General features: G+C 34.7%; 33 protein-coding genes and 6 pseudogenes. All 39 read right to left on the bottom strand.

The window, feature by feature from the left end:
* Positions 1–8: 8 nt before the first annotated feature.
* The 39 genes and pseudogenes from O1A01_RS23350 to O1A01_RS23545 all read right to left on the bottom strand — a co-directional run bounded on the left by O1A01_RS23350 (position 9) and on the right by O1A01_RS23545 (position 25,926).
* Positions 9–134, bottom strand: a complete 126-nt coding sequence (locus tag O1A01_RS23350; RefSeq protein ID WP_268874269.1) for a hypothetical protein — start codon at positions 132–134, stop codon at positions 9–11.
* A 126-nt stretch (positions 135–260) separates the two neighbouring features.
* Positions 261–1,226 carry an RNA-dependent RNA polymerase family protein gene (locus O1A01_RS23355; RefSeq protein ID WP_270065146.1) on the bottom strand — a complete coding sequence of 322 codons (966 nt, stop codon included), beginning with the start codon at positions 1,224–1,226 and terminating at the stop codon, positions 261–263.
* 193 nt (positions 1,227–1,419) lie between these two features.
* Positions 1,420–1,644, bottom strand: coding sequence for a hypothetical protein (locus tag O1A01_RS23360; protein WP_270065147.1), 225 nt, complete (start codon positions 1,642–1,644; stop codon positions 1,420–1,422).
* 80 nt (positions 1,645–1,724) lie between these two features.
* Positions 1,725–2,006: a hypothetical protein gene (locus O1A01_RS23365; protein WP_270065148.1), complete on the bottom strand. Its 282-nt coding sequence runs from the start codon at positions 2,004–2,006 to the stop codon at positions 1,725–1,727.
* 166 nt (positions 2,007–2,172) lie between these two features.
* Positions 2,173–2,808, bottom strand: a pseudogene (locus tag O1A01_RS23370) (reverse transcriptase domain-containing protein); the annotation flags it as partial.
* 920 nt (positions 2,809–3,728) lie between these two features.
* Entirely contained in the window at positions 3,729–5,519 is a 1,791-nt protein-coding gene (locus O1A01_RS23375) for an SLC13 family permease (protein ID WP_270065149.1), read from the bottom strand.
* Between the two features lie 445 nt (positions 5,520–5,964).
* A pseudogene (locus tag O1A01_RS25470) lies at positions 5,965–7,226 on the bottom strand (putative bifunctional diguanylate cyclase/phosphodiesterase).
* A gap of 142 nt (positions 7,227–7,368) precedes the next feature.
* Complete coding sequence (locus O1A01_RS23390) at positions 7,369–7,611, bottom strand: hypothetical protein (RefSeq protein ID WP_270065151.1); 243 nt, start codon at positions 7,609–7,611, stop codon at positions 7,369–7,371.
* 502 nt (positions 7,612–8,113) lie between these two features.
* Positions 8,114–8,549, bottom strand: a pseudogene (locus O1A01_RS23395) (NAD(P)/FAD-dependent oxidoreductase).
* 73 nt (positions 8,550–8,622) lie between these two features.
* Positions 8,623–9,705 (bottom strand): MFS transporter, encoded by a 1,083-nt coding sequence (locus tag O1A01_RS23400; protein WP_270065152.1) that lies wholly within the window; start codon positions 9,703–9,705, stop codon positions 8,623–8,625.
* Positions 9,687–10,595 (bottom strand): annotated as a pseudogene (locus O1A01_RS23405) (IS4 family transposase); the annotation flags it as partial. The pseudogene O1A01_RS23405 and the gene O1A01_RS23400, both read right to left, overlap by 19 nt.
* A 123-nt stretch (positions 10,596–10,718) precedes the next feature.
* The gene (locus O1A01_RS23410; protein ID WP_270065153.1) at positions 10,719–11,012 is read right to left on the bottom strand and encodes a hypothetical protein; all 294 of its coding nucleotides are present in this window, start codon (positions 11,010–11,012) and stop codon (positions 10,719–10,721) included.
* 239 nt (positions 11,013–11,251) lie between these two features.
* On the bottom strand, positions 11,252–11,401 hold the full coding sequence (locus O1A01_RS23415) for an SHOCT domain-containing protein (protein ID WP_157076699.1): 150 nt from the start codon (positions 11,399–11,401) through the stop codon (positions 11,252–11,254).
* 49 nt (positions 11,402–11,450) lie between these two features.
* Positions 11,451–12,050 carry a class I SAM-dependent methyltransferase gene (locus O1A01_RS23420; protein ID WP_066419883.1) on the bottom strand — a complete coding sequence of 200 codons (600 nt, stop codon included), beginning with the start codon at positions 12,048–12,050 and terminating at the stop codon, positions 11,451–11,453.
* Between the two features lie 26 nt (positions 12,051–12,076).
* Positions 12,077–12,637, bottom strand: a complete 561-nt coding sequence (locus O1A01_RS23425; protein WP_270065154.1) for a peroxiredoxin family protein — start codon at positions 12,635–12,637, stop codon at positions 12,077–12,079.
* Positions 12,634–13,359: a cytochrome c biogenesis CcdA family protein gene (locus O1A01_RS23430; RefSeq protein ID WP_084380655.1), complete on the bottom strand. Its 726-nt coding sequence runs from the start codon at positions 13,357–13,359 to the stop codon at positions 12,634–12,636. The genes O1A01_RS23425 and O1A01_RS23430 overlap by 4 nt, the downstream gene beginning before the upstream one ends.
* Positions 13,360–13,378: 19 nt before the next feature.
* The gene (locus O1A01_RS23435; RefSeq protein WP_066419885.1) at positions 13,379–14,041 is read right to left on the bottom strand and encodes a hypothetical protein; all 663 of its coding nucleotides are present in this window, start codon (positions 14,039–14,041) and stop codon (positions 13,379–13,381) included.
* A 223-nt stretch (positions 14,042–14,264) separates the two neighbouring features.
* Entirely contained in the window at positions 14,265–14,657 is a 393-nt protein-coding gene (locus O1A01_RS23440) for a rhodanese-like domain-containing protein (protein WP_066419886.1), read from the bottom strand.
* A 322-nt stretch (positions 14,658–14,979) separates the two neighbouring features.
* On the bottom strand, positions 14,980–15,360 hold the full coding sequence (locus O1A01_RS23445; protein ID WP_270065155.1) for a peroxiredoxin family protein: 381 nt from the start codon (positions 15,358–15,360) through the stop codon (positions 14,980–14,982).
* 14 nt (positions 15,361–15,374) lie between these two features.
* Positions 15,375–15,722 (bottom strand): DsrE/DsrF/DrsH-like family protein, encoded by a 348-nt coding sequence (locus O1A01_RS23450; protein ID WP_066419888.1) that lies wholly within the window; start codon positions 15,720–15,722, stop codon positions 15,375–15,377.
* A gap of 53 nt (positions 15,723–15,775) precedes the next feature.
* Positions 15,776–16,551 (bottom strand): annotated as a pseudogene (locus O1A01_RS23455) (sulfite exporter TauE/SafE family protein).
* Positions 16,552–16,601: 50 nt separating this feature from the next.
* On the bottom strand, positions 16,602–16,829 hold the full coding sequence (locus O1A01_RS23460) for a sulfurtransferase TusA family protein (protein WP_016204393.1): 228 nt from the start codon (positions 16,827–16,829) through the stop codon (positions 16,602–16,604).
* A gap of 27 nt (positions 16,830–16,856) precedes the next feature.
* Positions 16,857–17,984: an MBL fold metallo-hydrolase gene (locus tag O1A01_RS23465; RefSeq protein WP_066419890.1), complete on the bottom strand. Its 1,128-nt coding sequence runs from the start codon at positions 17,982–17,984 to the stop codon at positions 16,857–16,859.
* A 51-nt stretch (positions 17,985–18,035) separates the two neighbouring features.
* Positions 18,036–18,428 carry a DsrE/DsrF/DrsH-like family protein gene (locus O1A01_RS23470; RefSeq protein WP_066419891.1) on the bottom strand — a complete coding sequence of 131 codons (393 nt, stop codon included), beginning with the start codon at positions 18,426–18,428 and terminating at the stop codon, positions 18,036–18,038.
* A 12-nt stretch (positions 18,429–18,440) separates the two neighbouring features.
* Positions 18,441–18,674, bottom strand: a complete 234-nt coding sequence (locus O1A01_RS23475) for a glutaredoxin family protein (RefSeq protein WP_066419892.1) — start codon at positions 18,672–18,674, stop codon at positions 18,441–18,443.
* Between the two features lie 18 nt (positions 18,675–18,692).
* Positions 18,693–19,268 (bottom strand): sulfurtransferase TusA family protein, encoded by a 576-nt coding sequence (locus tag O1A01_RS23480; protein WP_066419895.1) that lies wholly within the window; start codon positions 19,266–19,268, stop codon positions 18,693–18,695.
* 59 nt (positions 19,269–19,327) lie between these two features.
* On the bottom strand, positions 19,328–19,624 hold the full coding sequence (locus O1A01_RS23485) for a rhodanese-like domain-containing protein (protein WP_066419896.1): 297 nt from the start codon (positions 19,622–19,624) through the stop codon (positions 19,328–19,330).
* A 15-nt stretch (positions 19,625–19,639) separates the two neighbouring features.
* Positions 19,640–20,002 carry a rhodanese-like domain-containing protein gene (locus O1A01_RS23490; RefSeq protein WP_066419897.1) on the bottom strand — a complete coding sequence of 121 codons (363 nt, stop codon included), beginning with the start codon at positions 20,000–20,002 and terminating at the stop codon, positions 19,640–19,642.
* A gap of 45 nt (positions 20,003–20,047) precedes the next feature.
* Positions 20,048–20,236, bottom strand: a pseudogene (locus tag O1A01_RS23495) (DsrE/DsrF/DrsH-like family protein); the annotation flags it as partial.
* The gene (locus tag O1A01_RS23500) at positions 20,235–20,498 is read right to left on the bottom strand and encodes a metal-sensitive transcriptional regulator (RefSeq protein WP_066419899.1); all 264 of its coding nucleotides are present in this window, start codon (positions 20,496–20,498) and stop codon (positions 20,235–20,237) included. The gene O1A01_RS23500 and the pseudogene O1A01_RS23495, both read right to left, overlap by 2 nt.
* A gap of 13 nt (positions 20,499–20,511) precedes the next feature.
* Entirely contained in the window at positions 20,512–20,892 is a 381-nt protein-coding gene (locus O1A01_RS23505; protein ID WP_066419900.1) for a rhodanese-like domain-containing protein, read from the bottom strand.
* A 344-nt stretch (positions 20,893–21,236) separates the two neighbouring features.
* Positions 21,237–22,016 (bottom strand): sulfite exporter TauE/SafE family protein, encoded by a 780-nt coding sequence (locus tag O1A01_RS23510; RefSeq protein WP_066419905.1) that lies wholly within the window; start codon positions 22,014–22,016, stop codon positions 21,237–21,239.
* Positions 22,017–22,076: 60 nt separating this feature from the next.
* Positions 22,077–22,304: a sulfurtransferase TusA family protein gene (locus O1A01_RS23515; RefSeq protein WP_066419906.1), complete on the bottom strand. Its 228-nt coding sequence runs from the start codon at positions 22,302–22,304 to the stop codon at positions 22,077–22,079.
* A gap of 11 nt (positions 22,305–22,315) precedes the next feature.
* A complete protein-coding gene (locus tag O1A01_RS23520; RefSeq protein ID WP_066419907.1) occupies positions 22,316–23,452 on the bottom strand; it encodes an MBL fold metallo-hydrolase in 1,137 nt (378 codons plus the stop codon).
* A gap of 13 nt (positions 23,453–23,465) precedes the next feature.
* A complete protein-coding gene (locus O1A01_RS23525) occupies positions 23,466–23,702 on the bottom strand; it encodes a glutaredoxin family protein (protein WP_066419908.1) in 237 nt (78 codons plus the stop codon).
* A gap of 15 nt (positions 23,703–23,717) precedes the next feature.
* Positions 23,718–24,107 carry a DsrE/DsrF/DrsH-like family protein gene (locus O1A01_RS23530; RefSeq protein WP_066419909.1) on the bottom strand — a complete coding sequence of 130 codons (390 nt, stop codon included), beginning with the start codon at positions 24,105–24,107 and terminating at the stop codon, positions 23,718–23,720.
* A gap of 16 nt (positions 24,108–24,123) precedes the next feature.
* Positions 24,124–24,696 (bottom strand): sulfurtransferase TusA family protein, encoded by a 573-nt coding sequence (locus tag O1A01_RS23535; protein ID WP_066419910.1) that lies wholly within the window; start codon positions 24,694–24,696, stop codon positions 24,124–24,126.
* 20 nt (positions 24,697–24,716) lie between these two features.
* Complete coding sequence (locus tag O1A01_RS23540; RefSeq protein ID WP_066419911.1) at positions 24,717–25,037, bottom strand: rhodanese-like domain-containing protein; 321 nt, start codon at positions 25,035–25,037, stop codon at positions 24,717–24,719.
* A 403-nt stretch (positions 25,038–25,440) separates the two neighbouring features.
* Positions 25,441–25,926 (bottom strand): hypothetical protein, encoded by a 486-nt coding sequence (locus O1A01_RS23545; RefSeq protein ID WP_066419913.1) that lies wholly within the window; start codon positions 25,924–25,926, stop codon positions 25,441–25,443.
* Between the last annotated feature and the right edge of the window lie 70 nt (positions 25,927–25,996).

Below are 25,996 nucleotides of genomic sequence, written 5' to 3' on the forward strand. Positions count from 1 at the left end.
AGTTATAATTACTTAATATTAAATATTTCAGTAACTAAGATAATACCATCTAAGAGTTTCATTTTCTTAGTGAACGACTTTATAATCCCTTCGTTCATCGCTTCATTAAACCAATTGACGGTTACAATTGGCATCGTAAACCTCATTATTATGTAGAAAAGACACCAATAGATTTAGTGCTTGTTCTATTGGTGTCTTTTGCTTTTGATTGAGTTTTCTATGAGGGAAATATCTTGGGTAAACGCTCTTTCGGGCTATTATTAATTTCCAATTTTTGTGTAGACGATTTTCCTGTCCCCCCGTCCCTTTCCACCAAGCTTTTTTGGCTTGAAATGGTGACAATGAACTTCATGTGCATAAATAAATTCATTAGTAATTTCACATTTCCCCATTTTCATTGAATACCTTGAAATTCTGTTATCTAAGTACTCCATTGTACCGTTTGGTATGTTTGAAATAAGTAGTTTTTGAATTTCATAAGATATTTCAGGCGCTAAATATTTGTGTATTGATTCTCGCCCATCTTTGCTATAAAACGAACGTTTATTACTAAAACTTTTTGCTACCTTTGTTCGTATATCAGCCAAGGGATATAAGTAGATTCCACAAATTTTATAGGTTGTGTAGTTACTCTTATAGAATTTTTCATATGATGGAGGTGCATTTATAGGTCTTTCTCTAACTCCTATATTTTTAAAACGATTATATAAGGTCATTGATAAGTCGTAGGCTATTCTTTGCATATCGAGATTAACATTGGTTACATATTTGAAATAGTTGTGTATACCTAAGATAAAGGAATTGTATAAAAGAACATTCTGAGCTGTTGGTGATTTTTGAATTTTTTTGATTAGCTCTTTTGCTTTTGTCTTAATTTCTAGTTTTTTCTTTTTCCGAATATTGGAGTTACATACCCATTTGTCACTTTTCTTAATTGCGTATAAGGTATATCCAAGAAATTCAGACTTTCCTTTTGATTTCTCATGAGAGATATCTAGTTTAAGCCTGTCTTTTAGATATTGACGCACGGCATGATACCATTTCTTAGCTGAATGTGGGTCTCTTGCAAAGATTTTAAAATCATCTGCATACCTTACTATATACCCTTCTTTCATTTTAGAAGTGTTTCTTAATGCATTACACTTGCTAAAATTATGGGAATACGTGCGTTTTGTTAGGAAGTTTTCCCATTGTCCTGCAACCCATTGGTCTAAGTCATTCAGCACTATGTTTGATAATAAGGGTGATAGAATTCCACCTTATGCAAAGTACAACATTATGCAAAGTAATCAACTAAAACCTCGCGGTTACGGGATTTCAGTACGATTTACTTTGCATAATATTTAATTCTTATTTCATTTCAGCAAGCCATGAAAGCAGAGTCTATCTAGGTCATGATTCATTTGCTGAAACAGCCTACTACCTTAGGCTAACAGCTGATGTATTCCCGGAAATCACATTGAAGCCATCAGTCATCGTTACTAATCTACTATTATCTTTCTTTGAATTGTTAATAGTTAAAATACCGTTAGCTAAGTCAACAGAGAGCCATATGTACCTCATATATATACAGAGGATGAACTGAAGAGATTTTTTCATGGAACCGATAAATGCAAATATAGTTCTCAAAGTCCGTACCGTCATCTGATTTGATTCCTAAACTCGCTGGTGACACTTATGAATCCAACTAATTTCGCTAAACATCTTACTGATTTTTTTACAAACTATTGTAGTTGAAAATCCCCCAACATTCTAATGACTCTTAGGTTCTGAACTTCGCTTTGCGTAAGTGTCCCATCAAGATCTTTTTCAAGGATATTGAAACAATTTTCTAAAAAGCTTAATCCAAGGTGTTCAGTATAATACAGTTCATCCAAATCCCCCGCAAACTCAAGCAGCATTTTCCACCGTCTCCTATAGAAATTCATGCTTCCTTTGGTATAACCTAATCTTATAAGTTCCTGTTCAAGATCAAGTATTAGTTCCTTTAAAACTTTCTTTTTCATTAATATTTCTCCTAACCTTAAAAAATTGAAAACATAGTTTTCTAACTTTAAGGTTGGGATATTATGCAAAGTAAAACAATTAAATTTTTAACAAATATAAGGGGTTGTAAGAATTACTTTGCATAATAACTTTCTTTGCATAAGGTGGATTATGCGAAGCTTTGCATAATCCGCCTTGCGGTGTTCCCTTCAAGGGTATTCCTTCTCCTTTTATTGGAGTTTTAAGTATTTTATATATTATTTTTAAAAGTGCTTTATCTCTAATTCCAATATTCCATAGCTGTTTAAGTAATAGCGAGTGATTAACATTATCGAAAAATCCTTTTATATCAATATCCACAGAGTAATGAAGTTTATTTCTATTGATTAGCGACATAGTTCTGGATACCGCATGATGTGTGCTCCTTAATGGTCTAAACCCATAGCTATGTTTGTAAAACTTCGCCTCACAAATAGGCTCAATGACTTGTTTTATCATTTGTTGAATCAACCTGTCCAGCATAGATGGGATTCCAAGAGGTCTCTTGTCAACGTTGGGTTTAGGAATATAAACCCTCCTAACTGCTTTTGGTCTATAATTTTTCAATTGATTCTTTATGTGTTTTACAAAGTCTTCTTTACGCATAACTTTGTAGTTATCAATGATAAAGTTGTCAGTACCAGCTGTTGTCGAACCCTTATTACTCTTAATAGTTCTATATGCTAGAAGGATATTACTTTCGGATGTGATAATGTCATATAATTTGCTAAAACTTTGACCATGCCTGCTATCTTCATATAACTTATCGAATGTTTCCTGCATGTTATAGTATTCCCAATATCGCAAATTAGCGTTCAATCGTGGACACCCCCTAGAAGTGTTAAACCCACGTTCCTACCTGACCCTTTGAACTTCATCTAGTTAGATTATAATTTTAGGATTTACAAGACTTGGGGCTATCCCTCCACGTTCATTACACGCTTCAAAGGTACTGTACCCCTACTTTCACAAGGATAAAGCAATTTCAGTTCGGAAGAACTTTATATGCAACTGTCCATTAGTAGATTTTTAAATAACAGTTCCTTGCTTACCACGTTCCAATATATCTAGCTATCTCTAATAATTTTAGGTGTTTGCTTTAAGCCTATGAGATTATAGAATCATTGTTTTCTATCCCGAATTTCATACAACCAATATTTTACTTTTCGGTATCTCATGATACATTTGTATCCTCTGTCTTTCGAAAGAGTACAGTTCTAGACCCGTACATTCGCAAATTCGTCAGTCACAGTGGACATTCTCACCATGATTATTTTTTCAGCCACCCGACCTATCCATTACCTTATGAAAGAATGTCACTTAGGTATTGTTCAGCCGACTTCACCTAGTTTCATACAATTTATGGCTACTATCATATTTCGCATGTAGGAGTATCAGTGGAAATGTTTCAGCTCAACTTGACGGCTTTCATTCCATTTCTCGATAAATTAGTTGTAATTACTAAAAGAATTAGTAATCCTCCCATTTCATGGATTAATCATTTATAGGGAAAACGTGTCCCACTGGTTGTACTGTGCAGCAAAGAAATTCTATATGCGATTTTACTTAAAGGATCTTCCCTTTATACTATATTCGCCATACATTTGGCGAAAAAAAGTTAAAAAAAGTATCTACCCCACAAACTACGTTAAGGCAGACACTTCTTTCTAAATATATAGTTTTAAACTAATCTTTTTCAAACTTTAAATGTAGAAAAGGTAAATCATTAAAACTGAAACAATAAGAAAGATAAGACTCATAATGCTACCAGCTCTTAAAAAATCAGCATTTCTGTATCCTCCTGAACTCATGAGGAAAGCATTCACCTGATGAGTTGGCAAAAGAAAGGAGTTAGAAGCCGATATAGCTACTAATAAAGCAAGACCAGTGGGATCCATTCCAAAGGAATTTGCCATCATAATTACAAGTGGTACTAACAGCACGGTAGCCGCTACATTTGACATAAAGAGAGAGAAAAACATTGTTAAAATTCCGATAACCATTAATATGGCTAATGTTCCCCAACCACCAACAAGGTTAACAATAAATGTCGCAGTAAGCTCAGCGGCACCACTTTTTTCAAAGGCTGTTCCTAAAGGAATTAACCCTGCAAGAAGAAATACTGTTTTCCAATCAATTGCTGGATAAATCTCTTTTTTAGGAATAACACCCAGGAGAATCATTAGTAAAGCCCCTGTAAAAAAGCTGAGTGAAAGCTGGAATCCAAATAATACAAGACCAAGTGCAACCGCAATAGAAAATAACGCGTGTTTCTTCTTATCGGTTTTAGCATCAAGTTCAGGAGGATTAATGTCTGTAATAATAGCAAAATCTCGAATTGCTTTCATACTGGCTATATTCTCCCAGGTACCGAAAACTATCATCAGCATACCTGATTCGAAAGGAACTTCCTTTATATCATGTTTTTCTCCTTCCCGTGTAATAATAGCAATGGGTTCTAATTTGTAATTTTTTCTAAAACCTATTTCTTCAAGTTTCTTGCCAATTACCTCGGATCTAGGTGGTATCACAATTTCTGCAAAACCTGCATGATCTTCATTCTCTAAATTTGAGAAAATGGTCAATTCATCTTTCATCTTAACATGATGATCATTGGCAAAAGTGGTGACAGCATCTTTATTGCCTAAAACTGCAAGGGTCTGATTTGCTTGAAGACGTGTTTTGCGCCACGGACTATATATATGGCTTCCTTCTTCACTTAGGGCAATAATATGAATAGAGTATTTTTTCCAAATGTCAAGTTCCTCAATAGATTTTCCATTTAGAGAGCTACTTGCAGTAACGTCCAATTCATAAATATCTTCAGGTAATTCATAGGTTTTACGAATTACCTCAGTTACACTTGGTTTTGTTTTTCCTTGGGCTTTAGGAAGCACCCAGTCACTTAAAAGATAAAAGTATAGTAAACCCGCACCAAGTAAAGCAAGACCAACTGGTGTAACACTGAAAAGATTGAACGGTTCATTTCCCGCTTTTAAAAGTAAGTCATTTAAGATGATAAGTGGACCTGATGCAACCATTGTAATGGTTCCACCAAGTATAGCTGCAAACCCCATTGGCATAATCAATTTGGAAGCAGGTATATTTGCTTTTTTACCGATTTTCCGAAGAGCAGGAAGAAAAAGTGCTGCAGCTCCAATGTTTTGCATAAAAGAAGAAATAATACCAACCGTTGCTGAAGTACTAACCATTACATTTTTGTCTTTTACTCCAACTCGCTTTGTAATGAATTCAGCCACAACTGTCATAATGCCGGAGCGATCAACCCCATAGCCTATAAGCATAACTGCAATTACAGAAATAACTGCATTTGAGGAAAATCCCATGAATGCTTCTGACGCAGTAATAACTCCAGTCCAAGGAAGGATAACCATAATTAGTACTGCAACAAGGTCTGTCCGTAACTTTTCCGTCACAAACAGTACTATAGCTAATATCAGAACTCCAAAAGTAATTAAAATGTCAAGTGTCACGATGTATGAGCCCCTTTCATTTTTTCTACAACATTCATAATTTTTATTTCTTTAATTATCTATAAATATGTCTTGTGAAATAGTATTTTTTAAAACTTTACAAGGGAAGTTTCTTGTAAAAATTATCTTATCGAACAACAATTAGAATCATTTTCATTCTCTACTATTCTTACCCCTTTTTTGAAATCCTACAGTTTTTTTTTAGAATTCACTTTTTGAGGTTTTAAATATGATAATTTAAATCTCCATAATAAACCAATGAGGTTACTCATTTGTGTGAATCTATTTGTATAGATAGTCGAAACTAAAAGCCAAAAGGAAATAAGAAAAGCAAAATCCATCATAACCTGCTTTTTTAAAATCTAGAACTTCAAAATACACTATCTTCTTCAGTATTTGACTAGTAACTCGATACTTCAGCCATTTTGTAGGGTTAAAAGACAACCTAATTATGCAAATACATAGCCAATCGTTCTTCAACAGCCTTAGCTCGCATCGGCTTTCCATAAAAATATCCCTGAGCTTGATCACAATTTTGTTGAATCAAAAAAGAAACCTGCTCTTCATGTTCAACACCTTCTGCAATTATCTCCATATTTAAATTTTTTGCTAACCCGATAATTGTTTTTACGATAGTCTTATTACGGTTACTTAAAGGATTTAAAAAAGATTGATCTATTTTCAACTTATGAACAGGCAACCTACTTAAATAGCTTAACGAACTATATCCAGTACCAAAATCGTCAATACTAATTTTCACACCTAAATCATTTAATTGATAAAGTATCCTTTCTGCTAGGGGAAAGTCCGCCATGATAGATTCTGTCATTTCAAGTTCAAGTTTTCCACTAGACATATCACAATCTGACAAGATGTTCTGTATAATTCCAATGAAATTGGTTTGAGTAAATTGAAGTTGAGATATGTTAATGACGAGAAGCCTTTATCGTTCAACTCCTTTAATTGATTACAAGCCGTTTCCAGTACCCACTTTCCAATTGGAATAATTAATTCCGTCTCTTCTGCAATAGGAATGAATTCAATGGGACTGATATACCCAAACTTTGGATGCTTCCACCGCAGCAAGGCTTCAAATCCAAGAATTTTCTCTGTATGAATTTCAACTTGTGGTTGATAAAATAGTTCTAGTTGATTTTCTTGAATAGCTTTACGAAGATCGGTTTCTATGATAAATTTTTCTCTTAAATTCATATCTACATGTTCTTGGTAAAATTGAAACTTATTTTTTCCCTTCCTTTTCGAAAAGTACATAGCTGCGTCAGCATGTTTCATGAGGACATCGACTCGATCCCCATCATTTGGGTACATAGCAGCACCGATACTGATTGAGGCAAATATGTCTATACCCTCTATCAAAAAAGGGCTTTCCAAGGATTCAAGGATATTATCGACTAGTTGGGTCACTTGTCGGCGATTCCGGTTTGGCAATAGAATAATAAACTCATCTCCACCCTGTCTGAATAGAAAATCCCTACTCTCGATTACTTCTCTTATTCGAGTAGCGATGGCAATAAGGACCTTATCCCCAAATAAGTGGCCAAATGTATCGTTAATATATTTAAAACGATCTATATCTAAGAAAAGAATTGAAAATGACTGGTTATCCTCACTATCAATCAATTGCATAACGTATTTTTCCAAGTAACGTCTATTTGGCAGTTGCGTAAGTGCATCATGAAACGCCATTTCCTTTACTTTATTTTCGACTATCTTCCGTTCTGTTATATCAATGGCGGTTCCGATCACTTCTATTATTCGGCCGTCATCATCAATAGGTGATAAATATACAAGAAAGTAATTATTATCTAACTGGATCTCAAAAGAAGTTTTAGGCACTTTCTATAACAGATGCAATATCAGACGGAAATACCTCCCTAACCTGTTTGTTTAGAAGAGTCTCAGTAGTCATACCCATCTTATCTGCTATTCCTCCTTCAGAAAGAGTAAATACACAATAACCCGCTTTATTTTTTGAAAACTTAAATATGGTGTTATAGAGATGTTTTAATACCGTTTCATAGTAATTTTCTTCCGATGAATTCCTTGTTTCTCTCCAGGTAGTTCGGTTCATATTTTAAATCCCCCAATCAAAAAACTAAACATAACCAAATACCTATAGGGGTATATGTATTTATATTATAAGATTAATTTACTAACTTTGTAAAGGTAAATGATTAATTCTTTAAAGTCATAAGTGAAAGATATGAAATAAAAAACACAATCAAAGAAACTAAAATTAGAGTGCCTATTTAAGTGATGGCAATATCATTAAAGTCAATACACCAAGACAAACTCTATGTAAATAATTTCGGTTATCAATTCCTTTTTAAACCTAGTTTCTGAGCTTTCATTATTGACTCGTTAAAAAAATAAAAAGTTGCACAGAAGGCAGCTTGATTTTATATATATTAACTTTATCTTAATAAACTTATTGTCCTAATAATAATTAGTTGTTTATGGGGATTAAAGAAATAGAAATAGGAGTTAACATAACTTAACGAACATATTATTTTTAAAAACGAGATTCAATGTTATTTTTTTATTTTTTGTAATGTTTTTTACTATCCACTTAACTACAATGTTTTACTCCAATCGTGTACAGCACTTCCTTCTAAGTACCTCTCTGCATCTAAAGCTGCCATACAACCTGTACCTGCTGCTGTAATGGCTTGACGGTATTTTTTATCTTGAACATCCCCACATGCAAAGACTCCAGGAATATTCGTTTCTGTTGTTCCAGCCTTAACATTCAGCTCCAAAACGTTCTGCTTGTTTTCTCATATGTTCTGGTCCCATAATGCCATTAATAAAACCAGGAAAGTTTTCAACTTCAGTTGTTAGTGTTAATTGGCCGCCTGGTTGATCTCCTTCTATAACAATTGGTTTCATATTTGCTCTTGCTAAATAAATAGCAGCTGTTAAACCTGCAGGACCCGTTCCTAAAATAACGACTTTTTCCACGATTATATCCTCCACTGATTTTAATATATTACGATTATCATATCCCATCTTTTCTTAATTTACCCAAGAGTAAAATAAGACTAAATAGGAAGAGTTACTACACTAACAATTCCCATAACAATTAACTTAGTTCTCTAAACAGACCTTTATTACAGATATATATTACTAGTGGAATAATCAAAGAAACTAAAAAGATTGGTATGTAATGATATCCTTGGGTAAAATCTAGTCCCATAATAAGCAATAAATAAAAGGATGTACGCCCCACATTGAGCATAAACTCCCTAATTAACAAATAGTGTGCCGTCAATCCAATATCACAATTCACCTCTGACTCACAGGCTAACTCTTTAATCTTCGTATAATGAATAACGCTTACCGGGATCCATATTAGAGGTAAAGCAATTGCTGCCAATACATTAAAAATAACTAATGTTGAAACACTCGGGAAAAATAAAAAAATAGTCATGACGGTTGCTAATATAGCCCCTACATACGTTACCTTCATTCTATTTTTAACGAGTCGTGGACGGCTTATGAAAACAAGTGTTACTATTCCTGTAATTGCAAACAATGTGTTTAACCATCCAACAATTGTTTCCTTTTGAACATATTGAAATAAGAGAATGCTGGATGCGAGTTGAATTATACTTTGAAAGAAACCAAAAGCCACTATAGAAACGAGAACAGCTTTATACTCCTTCCATATATCTTTATACTTTAAGGATGAAATATTAAAGTTGCTTTTATATTTTGGTGTAAATAAACTTATAATCACTTGAATAATCAACATAACAAATATTAATCGAAATGTTTCATGATAATCATAATAAAGAATTAAATAAGAAAATATTAATGGTGTTAAAACTGCAGTTATCCTGTTCATAATTTGCTCCATCCCCATAAAAAGTTGCCTATTTTCGGGATTGGTTAATAATATTGAATAAAGATTAAATCCAGAATAATACAATCCTATGGCTGTACCATATAAAGTACCTAAAATGATAATATAACCTATTACATTTTCTTCTTTGCTTATGAGTAATCCGAACACCGCAAGTAGAAAGGAAGAAGATAAAACAAATGTCATTCGACTATTTATCCACCTCATCGTATATGCCCCTATTATTGTTCCTATGAACACAGATACAAAAACCGAGGCATTGTATACTCCTATAGTAGAAAGACTTGCTCCTTGATCCATTTGAAAAACAATTCGATTGCCCAGCGTGATTTATACATCTCAGAGATTTCTTCGGCGCTCACATCAAAACGATTTGTAATTAATTGAAGTACATTGCCTTTTGTATCAACGACTTTTAGAAGACGAAAATAACTTTCTGCTCGTTTCTGCGTGGAGCCGATTATCACCATTTGATCGGATATCACAGTTGAACCTTCCGGGAGGTTAAAGTTGTATATTTCTCGAATAACCGCATTCTTTTTTAATCTCGTTAGGAAAAAGAAACCCTCGTCTGTCATGCGGTCAAATCGCTCATAATCGAGATAGCCACGGTCAAAAACATACATGCATTCCTTGGCATCTACCATGACTTCAAGCTGCCCTCGGTCATGTTCTTTTGCCGTTGTTATCACAACTTTTTCAGGATAGGAAACGCCTTTTTCCATAAAAACAAGGCGCAAATGCAACTTTACACCTGCTTTTGTGTTCCGGAACTTTGCCCATTTATGATTAGTCAAATTCAGTGGTAATGTGCTTGAGTCAATGATTTTTAAAGGCATGACAAGTTTTGTATCGTGTGTTTTGGCATGAATTTGTGCCACTAAATCAACAAAAAGACGTTGAAATAAATCGGGGTTAAGCCCATTTATTCGCCGAGACAGCTGAGAAACACTGATAGATTCAAGGTCAATCCCTTTCTGAAGTTGGTCATCGAATAAACAATCGCCTAGCGCATGCAAACTTTCGACTTCTTGTAGCTGCGCAAAAAGTAGTAGCTTTAGGAATGACTCTGTCGTTAATTTCTTCGTATAGTAATCTAATTTTTGTGTTTTCAGCTGATCTTCAAAAAATTTCATATTTATTGGTGAAAACCATTGTCCAAATGAAGTTTTTCGTGTAATCTTGTCCATGCGCTGGTCCTTTTTTAGTGGATTTGGACGGGTTACCACCTGACTTATCCATTATAAAGGACTTTTTCTTTGCATAAAATTAAATTAGTGAACATTTTGAGTATTTTTAATAGTGAAACTAAATTAATGCAACACTAGTGGAATTAAATAAGAAAATATTAATGGTGTTAAAACTGCAGTTATCCTGTTCATAATTTGCTCCATCCCCATAAAAAGTTGCCTATTTTCGGGATTGGTTAATAATATTGAATAAAGATTAAATCCAGAATAATACAATCCTATGGCTGTACCATATAAAGTACCTAAAATGATAATATAACCTATTACATTTTCTTCTTTGCTTATGAGTAATCCGAACACCGCAAGTAGAAAGGAAGAAGATAAAACAAATGTCATTCGACTATTTATCCACCTCATCGTATATGCCCCTATTATTGTTCCTATGAACACAGATACAAAAACCGAGGCATTGTATACTCCTATAGTAGAAAGACTTGCTCCTTGATTCCATAAAAAAATGTTTATATATAAGTTTGAAAAAGCTAATACACCTGAAAAGACGGTATTCATAAATAAAACAATAAAAATGGGATTTTTCATTTATAGATTCACTCACTTCACGCATTCATAACAACTGTTTTTTAGTTCCACTATGGCTATTTTGTGTTATCTTCATGTCCGTTTTCTTTATTTTTCATGAATGTGTATACAAAATAGCCTCCACCAACAAAAATAACTGCCCATAAAATGGTCATAAGTAATCCACCCATACCATAAAACATCATATTCTCCATTGTATTTACCACTTGTATTCACCACCTAAAAGAGTTGCTCAAGACAATTCCAAAGATTATTTTATTCTCTTTTTTGCCCCACAAACTGAATAACATGGGACAAACCATTATGAAGTTCACCTTCATTCCTTACAACCTCGCCCATAAAAAAGTGAACAATCCGCCAATCTGAAAAAACGCTTAGAAACTCTTCTGGTTTGTATAGCAGCTCTATATTTTGTGGTCCACCACTTTTGTATGGTAGTTGATATACCGAATACACTTCTGAAATAAAATAACCACCTGGTTTAACTGCTTCCTTAACACCTTCAAGTGTTTTTTTACGTAATGCCTCAGGAAAGTGACCAAAAATACAAATCAATTCATCCCACTGATCTTTATCCCAGTTAGCTTCATTTAAGTCTACAAGCTTTGTTTGAACTGTTACATTTCTATCCTTGGCGAGCTTTTCTGTTTTAGTCAGTCCGGATTGCGCATAATCCCATGCAGTTACATTCATTCCTTGTTGCGCCAAGTAGACTGCATTTCTACCTTCTCCTTCAGCTATAGCCAATGCATCTCCTGATAGACTTAATTTTTTATGGATATCTGCAAGAAATACGTTTGGATTAGTTCCATAAACATAATTTTCATTTTTAAATCGATCATTCCAGGAATTCATAGATTGTCTCCTTTGATTTAATTATGTTAGTCGATACTTTTTATTAATTGCTCCATCATTTCCTTATCCATCGGTCCGACAATTTTCTTTCGAACAATCCCCTGTGAATCAATTATATAACTTGTTGGGATCGTAAAAGCTTGATATGTTTCTCCTATATCGCCTTTAGTATCAAGCAGTATTGGAAAAGTTAATCCATAATCTTTTACAAATTTTCCAATATCGTTTGTGTTCTTTTCTGCAGTAGTTAAATTAACTGCTAAGATTTCTACATTTTCATTTTGCAGATAAAATTCTTGCATATGAGGCATTTCAGCTTTACACGGAGGACACCAAGTTGCCCAAAAATTTAGGATGACCTTCTTTCCTTTATAGTCAGAAAGCTTTACTTCTCTTCCTTCTAAAGTCTGGAGTTGAAATTCAGGTGCCAAATTCCCTTCTTTTATTCCACTAATTAAATCATTATTTTCTATTCGACTGTTAAGGGAGGTGTCATTCATATTGTCTTTTTCTGAAAATGCATAGTCATATACTCCCCATCCTAAAAGACCAATCAAACCTACTAAGACGAGTATTTGTTTGTTCATAATCCCACTCCTTTAAAAATCGTGAATGTAGAGAGATAAGCACTGATCTTTTCCATTTGACCAGTGAATAATAACAATCCCATTATGATAAGAATTACTCCATTAATTAGCGAAAGCTTTGGTAAAACCTTATTGATTCTTTTAACAACGTTTAAAGAGTATGTCACAAGGATAGATAACAGAAGAAAAGGAATGCCTAGCCCTAAGGCGTATATCCATAACAAAAACATGCCAGAATAAATCGTTTCAGTTGAACTAGCCAGTAATAAAATGGACGATAAAGCAAGTCCTACACAAGGTGTCCACCCTGATCCAAATGCTAAACCAAGGATAAATGATTTTAGAGAACTAGCTTTGGACTTCCCATTATAATCAAACCGTTTTTCAGTCATCAAAAACTTTATTTTAAATACACCAAGCATCTGCAATCCAAAAATAATGATGAGGAATCCACCTATCATTTGAATCAATTTCTTATTATCTAAAAACATTTGTCCTACAACACTTGCTGAAGCTCCTAATAACACAAATACAATACTAAATCCAACGATAAAACTAATTGAACGAGAAAACAGTACACTTTTCTGTGTATTTACTTTTCCATCTTTTACTGACCCATCGGTTAAATGGGCAACATATGCAGGAATTAATGGAAACACACATGGTGAAAAAAATGAAAGTACTCCTGCAGTTAATGCAAAAAATATTGTGATATTCTCCAATTCTTTCCCACCCTTCTTTCTACTGAAGCTTTCTATCCCAAAAGAATAGAGACACGATAATTAAGCCTATAAAAAACCACTGCTCTATCGAGAAAATAAAGATCGTATTTTCATTGATTAGAATCAATGAGAGTATTATTTTGTAGAATGAAAATAATACGATGACAGAAAAAAATGACTTATATGAGGATAGAATCCTTTTAACTAGGATGAGTATGAAATTAGTCAACGAATAAATGCCGATAAGTACATGGTAAATCAAATTATCCTCTACAAAGGTGGCAGATAAAAAGTGATATACAGATAGCACTGAAAAACTAAATAGTAATAAGCATTTCAAAGTAACTAGCATTGAAATATCTAATTTCCTAGCTCTATAAATAAAGTAGGAGATTGAAAAAATAATAGCTAAGACTAAACCACTACTTCCTCCAGTAAAATACAACAACGACAAAGGAGTTTTTATTACTAATGATGGTTCCAATAGAAGTAAGCTACCTTTCCAAATAAAAAAGCCTAAAAACACGCTATTAATTAATAAGTCGAATACTGCCTTATTTTGTGCCCTATTCGGTAAGTGTAGCGGCAATACTTTTATAAGAACCAGTCCAAATAGAATGGCCACTCCAAGAAGAAACCATTTAAGAAGAATCGTAAATGAACCGATTTGAATGATATCCATAGGTACCTCCTAAAGATTGCCTGAAGTTTACAAAAAAAGGGGCTGTTTAGCCCCTTTTCTTAAAACATTCTTTGAATTAAGACGATGACTCCTACCAGGAGCCAAACTAAAATCCCAGGTCATATGGGTGGAAAAAATGACCGAGATTTTTTGTTGGTAATTCCTCAACTACCTTTACCACAGTCTTTATGATCTTTATCCATATTTTCAGCCTACTCCATAATTATTTTATAATTTCTCCCTGCCAGTCTTGAATACCGCCACTGACACTTACAACATTACCATAACCAAAATCTTTTAAAATGTTTGCAGCTTTAAGACTTCGTTTCCCACTTCTGCACAATAAAACGATTTCCGAATCCTTAGAAAGACTTCTATAGTCAGATTTCAATGTGCTAAGTGGTATGTTTTTCATCCCTTTAATATGACCTGCTTCATATTCATGAGGCTCACGTACATCTACAAAGATTATGTTACTGGATTTTGGTTCCTGTAATTTTTGCTCCAATTCATTAATTGAAATTGTTTTAATACTTTTATTTTCAAACTGGGTATAACCAAAATACAATACTAAAATGATAAATGGTAGATAAAATGCTATAGATTTGATCTTCAAAAAAACTCCTTCTTTCAGATATACTTATAGTGTAAGGACAATAAATTTCCCATCACCGAATAGGGTCTTGGTATAATCAATTTTGACATTATTAAAATAAGGTTTGTTTGTTTCATGTACTAAAAAAATTTATACCATCTTGTTCAATAATCTCATCATTTTCTAAAGCTGACTCTTCCAGAGTCAGATGAAGCTGAGGTCCCCCTCAACCGATGCCCATTGCAAGACGAATAAATGATTTTTTTAAATCTTTAACTTCTTGTTTTATTTTTGAAATCGCAGCATCTGTAATTTTAATCAACGTTAAATTCCTCCTCAATATTTAAAAATGTACAAACAAATCCGCTGAAACCGCCTCATTTAAAAGCCATTTAATGGAGACTTGCTCAGCTGGGTACTTAAATTGCGTATGGTCCTTTATATCTAAGTCCACCACATAAAATTTAACGCCAGATTCAACAGCTATTTCAAGTAAATCGTTAATTGAAGGTGCGTTAAAATCTGCTAGAGCATTAGACAAGTATTCAATTCCATCCGATGGAATAGGAATGTATTTTTGATCTAAAATGTTTACTCCTTTTCGTGAGAAGGCTAAGATCACATCAGCCCCGGATGAAGCAGCTCCAACAGCAACATTTAAGGGTGGGTAAGCAGACTCTAATTCATCATGAAGCGCTAATACGACAACTTTTTTCGTGTTCATGTTTAGTCCCCCTCTTAATAACTTAAAACAGCATCAGCTTGGTAGGCTGCTTCTAAAAAGGTAACAACGCCCGCTAACTCTGCCCCATCTATTAGTTCCAAACCATCTGCAATTAACACATTCATTTGACAACCATACAGTTTGATTCCCGCATTTAAAGCCAAGTTGAAAAGTAAGGAGAGATCCCCTCCATGAGTTCTCGTCATTTTTTTAAAATAACGTTTATCTAAAACACGGGCTCCATCAAGATCAAAAAATATGGCGACTTCATTTTTTTGTTCAACCATTTCGATTGATTTCTTCAACACATAGGGAACATTTGAGCTTAACGATACAAAATAAACAAATTTCTTGTTCATCATTTTAATCCCTTCTTTCAGAACTTACTATGAATACACTTTATTTTTCCCTGTTTTTACAAAATATCTAACCAAATCTTAACGGCAGTAGCTCCAATTAATAACGCTAAAATGACTTGTAACACTTTTGTATTTACTTTTTTTCCAGCCATTGCTCCCAATGGGGAAGCGATTAAACTTGCAACGATCATTATAAAAGCTGGGAAATAGTCTATTTGTCCGATCGTAATTTTACCTACTGTCGCTCCAATTGATGAAATAAACGTAATCGCCAGTGAAGAAGCAATTGTCATTCTTGTTGGAATCTTTAATACAACTAACATGATTGGCACTAATAAAAAGGCTCCTGCTGCCCCGACGATCCCAGCACCCACACCTACAATAAGTGCTAATATTGCTGCAAGCCATTTATTAAATTTCACCTGATCTAATGGGATATCGTCTATCCCTTTCTTCGGAATAAACATCATCACTGCTGCAATTAAAGCGAGTATCCCATAAATTAAATTAATGCCTCCTTCAGACATTAACTTTGACCCGAATCCTCCAACAAAACTACCTACTAAAATACTAGCACCCATATACATAATTAACGTTTTATTTAAATATCCACCTTTTCGGTAAGCCCAGACTCCACCAATGGTTGCAAAGAATACTTGAATTGCACTTATACCCGAAACTTCATGTGCAGTAAATGCAGCTAATCCAAATAATGGTGGAATATATAATAACATAGGGTACTTAATAATAGACCCGCCAATTCCTAGCATTCCAGATATATATGAACCTATAAATCCTATTAAAAAATGGTAATAATAAATGCAAAATCCATTCTGTTATCTCCTTTTGAAAAAAGGGAACCTTAATAGGCTCCCCTTATTTTTAACCCTTTTTAATCCAAAATTTAAATACATCATTTTCTTCTTCATGTTTAATTAATTCATGACCACCAGACTTTGCCCAAGCAGTTAGGTCGTTTTTAGCACCTTTATCAGTTGCATGAATTTCTAGAATTTCACCTGATGCTAATTCATTGATTGCTTTTTTTGTTTTTACAATTGGCATTGGACATGCTAACCCTTTTGCATCTAATACTTTTGTTGCTTCCATGTCATTATTCCTCCTAAGAATTAATTTTTATCGAACCGCACAACGGTTTGGTCCAATTTCCATTTCACGTTGTTTTTCATCATCTGGGTTAATTTTCCCCATGTTAGTTTCACGAATTTCTTGATAAGCATTTGGTTGTGGTGGTAGGTTTTCTGTTACTAGTTTTCTGAATTCATTTTCGTCCTCAATGTTTAGACCGTGATTTTTTGCAAATAGTGTTCCTAATTTTTCTGATACACTACCGTCTTCATTCAATTCATCAATGATCATAAAGTGTGCTGGTAGAACAACTAAATCTTCTGATAGCTCTCTGTAACGTGTGTACAAACTTTCTCTTAAATCTGCTACCCAATCTTCTGCCATTCCAGCTAAATCTGGTCTTCCAATTGAATCGATGAATAAGATATCACCTGATAATAAGAACTGAGAATCCACAACAAACGATGTAGAACCGATTGTGTGTCCTGGTGAATATAGCGCATGAATATCAATCGCCGTATTTCCGATTGTCACTACATTTCCACCTTCTAGAGCCTCGTAGTCAAATGTTACTTCTGTCGCATCTTTTGGAGGTAACCAGTACGTTGCACCTGTTCTCTCAGCAATGACTCTTCCACCAGAAATGTGGTCAGCATGAAGATGAGTATCAAATACATGAGTGATCGTAGCTCCGATTTCTTTTGCAAAATCAAGATAAACATCAGTCATACGAGTTGCATCGATAATTGCAGCTTCGCTATTTGAGACAACCATGTAAGATAAGCAGCCCTTACCGATACGAACGAACTGATACACTTCGCCTCCATCGTTTAAATCTCCAACCTTCACAGGCTCTAAGTGCTCACTCCACGCTTTCATCCCACCTTGCAGGTAAGAAGCCGTTATGCCTTGTTCTGATAACATCTCTGCCACCATTAATGAAGATCCTTCTTTTGCACAAACTACTAAAACTTCTTGATTAGCCGGGATCTTATCTAAGATTCCTTCCACTCCATCCAGTAACTCGAAATACGGAATATTAAAATAGTCGAAGTTTTCTCCTTCAATTTTCCAATCTTGAAAGTCACTTTCATTACGAACGTCTAGAATAAATAATGGTTCTTTATTAAATACTTTTTTTGTTACTTCTTTTGAAGTCATAGCCTTTACAGTCATATCATTTACCCCCTATGGTATATTTAAACTCAAAAAAATAATTAATTCCTACTAAAACGTAAGAGTTACTTCTGCATCTTTTGCAAATTCTAAAAAGGTTACAGCTCCACCTACTTCAATTCCATCCACAAATGCTTCTTTTTCCAATCCCATCACATCCATTGTCATTTGACACCCAATGAATTTGACACCCATTTCTTGTGCCATTGCCACTAACTCAGGTATAGCTGGCACGTTCGCTTTGGAAAACCCTTCAGCAAAGTGCTCTTTTCCCTCTGGCATTGGAAGCTGTTGATTTGCTTCTTTGTGGATTAAGTTTAATCCTTCAAATGTAAAGAATATGGCAACTTCTTGATCAGATGCTGCAGCAGCTGTTGCGATATTAAACACTTTATATGCATCAAATAATCCACCATTACTTGCAATGATTGCTACTTTACTCATTCCTAATTCCTCCTAGTTTCTTAATGCTAGCATTATATTATTTGGATCATAACCAATTACCCACTTACCATTTACCTCTGTTTGAGGAACACCCATTTGTCCGGTTTTCGCGACTAGTTGGTTCATAATTTCTGGATTTACTTCAACATTTACCTCTTTAAAAGGTATATTTTGATCTGCCAAAAAGTTCTTTAGCATAACACAATATGGACAGCGTGTGGTTGTGTATACCGTTACTGTGCTCATATGAATTATTTCCCTCCTTTACTTATTTACGCTAATGGTTTTGCCTGACCAAGCACTCATCCCTGGCACAACATTAATCACATTTGCAAAACCTTTTTCAGCTAATTTTTGAGCTGCGAGATCACTACGGTTTCCAGTTCGACACACCACATAAATCTCATCAGTTGTATTAAGCTCAGAAAGACGATTCTCCAACTCCCCTAAGGGAATAGAGATAGCGTTAGGGATATGATTAAATGCGTACTCCGCTGCTTCTCTCACGTCGAGAACAACAATATTCTCGTTAACATCTAGTTTTTTCTCCAACTCTTCATTGCTTGTAATGTTAGGATGTTTTCTTTCAATTGTTCCATCATTGGAAGATTTTCTAAGGTAATGCTTTAACACTTCTCCTTGTTCAATTGTGCCTAGATACTGATGACCAGCGCTTTTTGCCCATGCTTCAAGATCAGCTTTTGACCCTTTATCTGTTGCTTGAACCTCTAAAACTTGACCCGCTTGCAACTCATTCATTGCCTTTTTTGTTTTTACGATAGGCATTGGGCAAGCTAAACCCTTTGCATCTAATAAAAGATCTGTTTTTAATGAATCCATTTATAAAAACCTCCTGTTTATTACCCTTGTGGGTATATTCAATTCTAAAAAAAATCACCTTATTTTGTTTCGCCTTCCCATGCAAGCATTCCACCTGTCATGTTGGTTACCTTAAACCCATGACTTTCAAGAAATTGACAGGCGCGACCACTACGTGCACCAGAACGACAAACCATGATATAGTCTTGTGACTTATCTAATTCATGCATACGGAATTCTAATAAGCCTAGTGGAATGTGGATCACTCCTGGGATTTTCCCAGTTTCAACTTCATCTACTTCACGAACATCAATTAGGTTTAATGGTTGACCTTCTACTAACAGTGTTTCTACATCTTTAGCTGTTAATTGCTTCATTTTCTCTCCTCCTTTTTATCTCCAGGCGCTCATACCACCTTTTACATTTGTCACGTTCGTAAATCCTAATTTTTTTAATATTTTAGTAGCATTTTGACTTCTCATTCCACTTTGACATATAACAACTACTTCTTTGTCTTTTGATAGTTCCTTCTCCGCTTTTTGAGCAAGTTGTTGGAGTGGGAGATTTTTAAACCCTTTAATGTTTCTTCCCTTAAACTCCCCAGGAGTACGTACATCAACAAATTGTTTATTCCTATCTTTTAATTCATTCTTTAAATCTGTTGTTGTAATCTGTCTAACACCTTTAGCCGGGATGATTCGTTTAATGATAAATAACAGAAAGAGTCCAATGATTAAATAATTTAGATATTCCAAACTTACTCCCTCCTTTTTATGTAGGGGAGAATCCCCCTAATGTGTTTAGATAAATAGGTTTACATTTCCATCTTCTGCATCAGCTAAATACGCAGCTACACCTGCATACTCGATATTATCTAAAAGTTCTTCTTTGTGAAGTCCTAATAAATCCATTGTCATTGTACAAGCAACGAGCTTTACATCTTGTTCTTTTGCCATTTCAATTAAGTCTGAAAGTGGCATTGCATTATTATCTACTTCTTACAAGCAGATTGACAGCTTCTTTTAATAGTTCTTCTGTATTTTTCTCACCTATTTCTTCAGCGTTTCTAACACCTTCCACTAAATTAGAACTGACGACTACTCCAATTGTCCGATCAATTGCAGTTCTTGCTGCAGACAACTGAGTAATAACATCCTTACAGTCTTTATTTTCTTCCATCATTCTTAAGATTCCTCTAAGTTGGCCTTCAATGCGCTTTACTCTATTTTTCATTTGGTCATTGTATTCCATCTGTTTCCCCCCTTTAGCAATAACTTTCTTTATTTAACTGATTTTCCTTTAATACAGTTTTTTCTTCATTAGTAATTGTATATCCAACCACCTTAAAGCCCTTTGTACGTAAGAAACGAATGCCAACATTCTTTTCAAGTCGATTCGAAGCAACTACTATTAGATTTTCACTTGGTATTTCCATGTAATATCTTTTTAAGTATGCCACTGGAACATTGATTGAGCCCTTTACGGGATTTTTATAAGACTCATTATAGTCCCTAACATCTACTTTAATCAATGTTGTTAAATCTAGTTCTTTCTTATCTATATAATTTAATCCTAGAATTGGAAAATTCCTTATAGTAATCAGGTATCCGACAACTATTAATAAACCAAACATTACAATCACCATGTTGACTGTCCTCCTAAACTTTCAGTGGGTGACAAGACTTATAATATACCATACGGGGTATGTTGTCAACACTCTAAAATTAATTTTAAAATGAGCCCATGAAGTATTTACCCATGAGCGTGTATAACAATTTATTATGAGGATGTTTTTTTATTTTAAAGATTTAAGCCTTCTTAAAGCATCTTGTTCCTTCGTAATTTCGCTGTCCTAATCCCTAATCTTCGTTAGTCAGCGATAAAAAGAACTCATTACTCTCAAATTGTAATAAAATCATGTCCAGATAATCATTTTCAAAAGGAATATCATCCTGCACTTGAGACATACGTTGAAAGTAATAAAGTGCCTTAAAATAAAATATCAGACCAAATTTTAATTGAAGTAGCTAATATGAGTAATGCCAAAATCCATTGTAAGATTTTGGTGTTTATTTTTTTTCCATAATTAGCACCAAGTGGCGAAGCTATTAGACTTGCTACAACCATGATTAACGCTGTATAATATTTGACTTGACCCGTTGTGATTTTCCCAACAGTTGCACCAATTGACGATATAAACGTAATAGCTAAAGAAGTCGCTATCGTCATTCTAGTTGGAATTTTTAGCACTACGAGCATGATAGGAACTAAAATAAATGCACCAGCTGCACCAACAATCCCTGCCCCTGCCCCGACGATTAGTGCAAGAACGGCTGCGAGCCATTTATTAAACTTCACTTGATCAAGAGGGATTTCGTCGATTCCTTTTTTAGGCAAGAACATCATCACAACGGCGATTAATGCTAGAATTCCATATACTAAGTTAATTCCACTTTCGGTCATGAGCTTTGAGCCGTATCCACCAATAAAGCTTCCAATTAGTATGGCAACACCCATGTATAGTATTAACGTTTTATTCAAATACCCGCCTTTTCGATAAGCCCATACTCCACCTATTGTGGCGAAAAAAACTTGAATTGCGCTGATTCCAGACACCTCATGTGCACTAAATGCAGCTAATCCAAACAGTGGTGGAATATATAAAAGCATGGGATATTTAATAATCGATCCACCAATTCCTACCATTCCAGATATGAAGGCTCCAATAAAACCGATAAGGAATATAACAACGATAAAAGCGATATCCACTTTCCTTTTCCTCCATTCAAAAGGGGGAGGGTTACCGTTTAAAGGTACCTCCCCTAAGCTCTATCCTTTTTTTAACCAGAATTTATAAACGCCATTTTCTTCTTCGTCTTTTAGTAATTCATGTCCACCCGATTGTGCCCATGCGGCCAAATCATTTTTTGCCCCTTTATCGGTTGCATGAATTTCAAGAACCTCCCCTGAACTTAATGCATCCATTTCCTTTTTTGTTTTTACAATTGGCATTGGGCAAGCTAGCCCTTTTGCATCTAATACTTTTGTGGATTCCATCTCTTTTCCTCCTATCTCACTGCACAGCGATTTGGTCCAATTTCCATTTCCCTTTGTTGTTCTTCTTCTGGTTTGACTTTACCCATATTTGTCTCACGAATTTCTTGAAATGAATTCGGCTGAGGTGGTAGATTTTCTGTGACTGTTTTTCTAAATTCAGCTTCATCATTAATTTTTAATCCATGATTTTGTTGATATAGCACGCCAAGTTTTTCAGATATACTTCCATCATCATTCATTTCGTTAATTCCCATGTAATGGGCAGGTAACACTAGAAGGTTTTCAGCGAGCTCTTTGTAACGTTGATAAAGTGTATTTCTTAAATCTCTTACCCAGTCTTCAGCTTTACCTGCAAGATCAGGGCGACCAATAGAATCAATAAATAAAATGTCACCTGTTAATAGATATTGATCATCAACGACGAAAGATGTACTACCAATGGTATGCCCTGGAGAGTAAATGGCTTTTATCGTTGTCTGTCCAACCTTGTATTCATCACCGTCATTAATTTGTGAATAGTTAAATGTGACTTCACCAGCGTCCTTTGGTGGTAAATAATACATGGCATCATGTTTTTCAGCAAGTTCTCTACCACCAGAAATATGGTCAGCGTGCAAATGAGTATCTAATACATGGATTAACGTAATATTATGTTTCTTTATCATCTCTTCGTATGGAGACAACATTCTGTTAGTATCAATTATTGCCCCTTTTCCGTCAGACTCAATTAAATAGGAAAGGCAGCCTTTTCCAATCCGTACAAATTGATAGATGCTTCCTCCATCTTTCAAATCACCAATCTTTATTGGCTCAAGGTGTTCACTCCAAGCCTTCATTCCGCCTTCTACTGAGTAAACATCTGTAAACCCCTGTTCCATTATTTGTTCGGCGACAAATTCTGATGCGCCTCCTTTTGCACAAATAACATAAATTTCTTTGCTCTTTGGTAGTTTATCTAAAATGGAATCGACTCCTTCTAATAACTCAACGTAAGGAGAGTTGATTACCTCTATATTGCGTCCTTCTATTTTCCAATCGTCAAAATCGCTTGTATTACGGGTATCAAGGATGAAAAGATCTTCATGATTAATTACTTTCTTGGCTAAATCTTTAACAGATATTGTTTTCAGAGCTGTTGTTGTTCCCATGTTTCTCCTCCTTTTACTTTTCTAAAAGTTGAGTAATCGTTTCAGGATCATATCCTAAAACCCACTCACCACTAATTTCAATTTGAGGGACTCCCATCTGACCTGTTGTTTCAACCAATTTATCTCCTGCTGCAGGATTTTCTTGCACATTTACTTCTTTAAATGCTACACCTTGCTCATTTAAAAATTTTTTTACCATTACACAATAGGGACAAGTGTTAGTCGTATAAACTGTTACATCTTTACTCATAAATTTTCACTCCTTTTAGAACGTTAGCGTTACGTCAGCATCTTTAGCAAACGCTAAAAAAGTAACTGCACCGCCAACATCAATCCCTCCTACAAAGTGTTCTTTTTCAAGACTCATAACATCCATTGTCATTTGACACGCAATCATTTTCACACCCATTTCACTCGCCATTGCAACAAGTTCTTCAACTGGTGGAACATTTGCTTTTTTAAATCCTTCTTGAAAATGTTCTGTTCCTGCAGGCATTGGCAAATTTTTATGACCTTCTTTATGAATGAGATTTAAGCCTTCAAATGTAAAAAAAATTCCCACTTCAGCATCAGTAGCAGCTGCAGCCGTTGCAATATTGAATACTTTATAGGCATCAAACATCCCACCGTTTGAGGCAATTATAGCTACTTTCATTTTTATTCCTCCCTGTTTAATGATTTTTATCGATAGGGCCTGTCCAGTCTATCATTCCAGGAACTACATTTTTAACGTTGCTAAAGCCTTTTTCGGTTAACTTTTGTGCAGCAAAATCACTGCGACTACCCGTTCTACAAATGACATGTAGATTGTCTACATTGTTTAGTTCTTCAAACCGATTTTCTAATTCACCAAGAGGGATATTGATGGCACCTGGCACATGACCGAATGCATATTCAGCCGGTTCTCTCACATCTAAAACAGTTACTTCTTCATTACCATCTAATTTATTTAATAATTCATCTAAATGAACCACATCCGAATGCTTTGCTTCAGGTTTTTCTTCTTCGGAACGAGCTTTTCGAAGATAATGCTTTAAGGTCTCGCCCTCTTCTACAGTTCCTAAATACTGATGACCGGTACTAGAAGCCCAAGCTTTTAAATCAGCTGTTGAACCTTTATCAGTTGCTTGAATTTCCATCACTTCACCCGGTTCAAGAGTGTTCATTTCTTTTTTTGTTTTTACAATTGGCATCGGGCAAGCCAGTCCCTTTGCGTCTAACACCCTATTAACTGTAACTTCCATAGAGATTCCTCCTTCTTGGGTTACGGTTTTTCAACTTCATCTTCCCAATTTAACATCCCACCAACCATATTTTTCACTTTATACCCCTTATCTTGTAAAAACTCTGAAGCCTTCCCACTCCGACTTCCTGATCGACATACCATAATGTGCTCTTTTTCAGAATCTATTTCATTTAGCCGATCTTCAAGCTCTCCTAAAGGAATATGGTAAGCACCTGGTATTTTCCCTTGCGCTACTTCTTCATGTTCACGTACATCGATAATACTTTTTGCTTTTCCTTCATCTATTTTCTTTGATACTTCTTCAGGTAATATTTCATCAACTTTTGACTTAGTATGCATTTCGTCACTCCTTATGTTGAAGTAATACAAGTCATAATTAGAATTCGCCTATTTCGGTTAAATATGTCTTATATACAGCAACCATATAAATCCAGCAAAATGTTCCGAGTTGTAATCACATCACAAATTTCCACAATGGTGTTATAGAAATACCAATTATGATGTTACGAGAAATGGAGTGATAAACATGAATAAAAAATAATTATAATTGGTGCAGAGGGAGCAACAACTGCTGCAAGGTTGAGAAAAATGGATGAGATTGTTTTATTGGAAAAAGGGGTTTGTCTGGTAGGACTTCGAGGTTACTTAGCCACTAGAATTTAAACGAATATAGGCTATAACGCTAAAAACTTAGAAGAAAGTTGGAAAACCTATTCATCTGTATATAAATAAAAACCCTGTGCTACAGGGTTTTTATCTCTTCAACTTTTGACTTACCTACATATTCTTCAACTTTTTTCTGGAACCAATATATGATAAGTGAAAATGAAATAAATGTTAGAAAAATTTGATGTTGCTTAAAACGAATTAATTTAAAGACATTAAGTTTTTGAAACAAGGAGGTGAAAGGATATGAAAATAACCAATCCAAAATAATATTTGCACATAAATACTTCGAAAAATTCCCATATGAATATTTAAATACCCATAACGTTCCTACAAAAAAGGTGCTCAGCACAAAGGAAACATTAGTTGTTAGATCAGGTATTAAATTGATTTTCACCTTCCACCATCTCCTTGATTGAGCTATTTCACTCATTAGCGCTAGAAGTAAAGAAACAAAAGTCGCAGATGGTAAAAATCGAAAAAAATGTTTCTTTCCTATTAGTGGTCTAGTTAACAATGGTAAAATTAATAACCCCCACATTATGTATGTAATTTTTCTCATTATCATACCTCTTTCTTAAATAATAAAGGGAAGAGAATAAATTAGTTATTCTCTTCCCTTATAATTATCT

This window comes from Sutcliffiella sp. NC1 (assembly GCF_027594365.1).
Taxonomy (GTDB): Bacteria; Bacillota; Bacilli; order Bacillales; family Bacillaceae_I; genus Sutcliffiella; species Sutcliffiella cohnii.